We start from the raw sequence: 2129 nt of genomic DNA on the forward strand, positions 1-2129 counted from the left end.
CCGCGAGGTCATGGTGCAGTGCCGAGCGCCCAGGGAAATGCGGTCGTCGTGCTGCGCGCGCCCTCGGCGGTGCGCGACCGGTTGGGCTCGCCGAGTTCGGTGAGCAACCCGGCGGCGATTCCCAGCAAGTCGGTCAGCGTGTCCGGGGAGAACCAGGACGGGCGGGTGGCGAACAACAGATCCTCCGTCGCGGTGTTGCCGCCGGCGCCTGGCGCAAACGGGCAGCCGCCGAGGCCGCCGAGGGAGCCGTCCACGGTCGAGGCGCCGGCTTCGATCGCCGCCAGGCTGTTGGCGACGCCGAGTCCCCAGGTGTCGTGGCCGTGGAAGACGATGGGGCGTCGGTCGCGCCGCCCGACCTCGGCGATCAGCGTCGCAACCTCGCCGGGCACCGCTTGGCCGAGCGTGTCGCACAGTACGACTTCCGTTGCCCCGGAGGCACGTTCGTCGGCGACGATGCGCATCACCACACCTGGGTCCACCGGTCCGTCGAACGGACAGGTGAATGCGGTGGCGATACACAGCTGCAGCGACCCACCGACTGACTGCGCGGCCGAGATCGCGTCGGGCATCGCGGCCAGGCTGGCCTCGGTGGGTCTGCCGATGTTGGCCCGGTTGTGCGCGTCCGACGCCGATAGGCAGTACTGAAAGTGGCGGGCGCCTGCGACGGCGGCTCGCTCCACGTGGCGCGGCGTGGCGACCCACACCCAACACCGATCCAGTTCGGCGGGCGTGAGTGCCTCGAGCACCTCCACGGTGTTGGCCATCGGTGGGACCAGGTCCGGCCGGGCCATCGAGCCCACCTCGAGCTGCGGCACGCCCGCGTCCAGCAGCGCGCGGACGATCTCCACCTTGCGCTCGGTGGCAACCGGCTTACCCGTGAGCTGAAGCCCGTCGCGCAGCGTGACGTCGCGCAGCACTGCGGCCGTCATCGTGCCACCGCCGGCCCACGCGCCAGGTCGGCCAGCACCTCGGCGGTGTGTTGACCGAGGTCCGGTCCGACCGCGGTGATCGGCCTCGACCGGCCGCCGATGACCGGCACGATCCCGGTGAACCCGACGGGTTTCGGATCTCCATCGCCCGTGTCGACGTCGAATACTTGAATCATGTTGCGCGCCAACAGTTGGCTGTCCTCGCAGATATCGGCGGCCGTGTTGATCGGCCCGGCCGGAATACCGGCGGCGCCAAGTACCGCAAGCACCTCGTCGCGCGACCGTGCGCAGGTCCAGGCCGCGATCGCACCGTCCAGTTCGTCTCGGGCGGTCCAGCGTCCGGCGTTGGTCTGTAGATCTGCCCGTCCGCCCAGATCATCGCGGCCGATCACGGCCATGTACCTGCGGAAGATCGCGTCGCCATTACCAGCGATGACGACGCTGCCGTCCTCGCACTCGTAGGCGTTCGACGGCGCGATCCCCTCCATGCGCCCACCGGTTCGCCGCCGCTGCGTGCCGTAGGCCAGGTAGTCGGGCACCAGCGATTCCGTCATCGAGAGGACGGATTCGTTCAGGGCGACGTCGATGACCCGCTCTCGAAGTGCGACAGGCTCGCCCGATCGCCCGCGCGCGAAGAGCGCCATCACCGCGCCGAAGGCGCCGTAGAGTCCGGCGATCGAGTCGCCTATCGAAACGCCGACCCGGGATGGCGGCCGGTCGGGATCGCCGACCAGCTCGCGGAGTCCCCCCGCGGCTTCCGCCACCGCGGCGAATCCCGGCTGACCGGCCATCGGACCGGTCTGTCCGAAGGCAGAGATGCGGACGACGACGATCCCGTCGTTGACGGCATCGAGCGCATCGGGGCCCAACCCCCACCGCTCCAGCGTTCCCGGCCGAAAGTTCTCCAGAACGATGTCGCAGTGCCTGGCGATGTCGAGGACAGCGGCCCGGCCCTCGGCGGAGCTCAAGTCCAGGACGATCGACTTCTTGTTGCGGTTGATCGCACGGAACAGCATCGACGTCGTTCCCGCGTACAGGCGCCAATTGCGCAACTCATCACCCGTCCCAGGTCGCTCCACCTTGATCACCTCGGCTCCGAAGTCGGCGAGCAGCCTGCCCGCCGTCGGGGCGGCGATGTAGTTGCCGAGTTCGAGCACGCGGACCCCGTGCAACGGTCCCTGGGAGATGGCGATTGAATCC

At 69.5% G+C, this 2129-nt stretch carries 2 protein-coding genes; both read right to left on the bottom strand.

Annotated features, from left to right (window positions below; all coding sequences use genetic code 11):
• Positions 1-8 precede the first annotated feature (8 nt).
• Complete coding sequence (locus ACRDUX_RS18435) at positions 9-929, bottom strand: hydroxymethylglutaryl-CoA lyase-like TIM-barrel protein (protein WP_526415464.1); 921 nt, start codon at positions 927-929, stop codon at positions 9-11.
• Positions 926-2116, bottom strand: coding sequence for a CaiB/BaiF CoA transferase family protein (locus ACRDUX_RS18440; protein ID WP_526415465.1), 1191 nt, complete (start codon positions 2114-2116; stop codon positions 926-928). Before ACRDUX_RS18440 ends, ACRDUX_RS18435 begins: the two co-directional genes overlap by 4 nt.
• Between the last annotated feature and the right edge of the window lie 13 nt (positions 2117-2129).

The sequence above is a fragment of the Mycobacterium sp. genome (assembly GCF_050701675.1).
Taxonomy (GTDB): Bacteria; Actinomycetota; Actinomycetes; order Mycobacteriales; family Mycobacteriaceae; genus Mycobacterium.

Excerpts from the sequence above, each read along its gene's own strand:
- ACRDUX_RS18435 (WP_526415464.1), bottom strand. The coding sequence starts at position 929 with ATGACGGCCGCAGTGCTGCGCGACGTCACGCTGCGCGACGGGCTTCAG.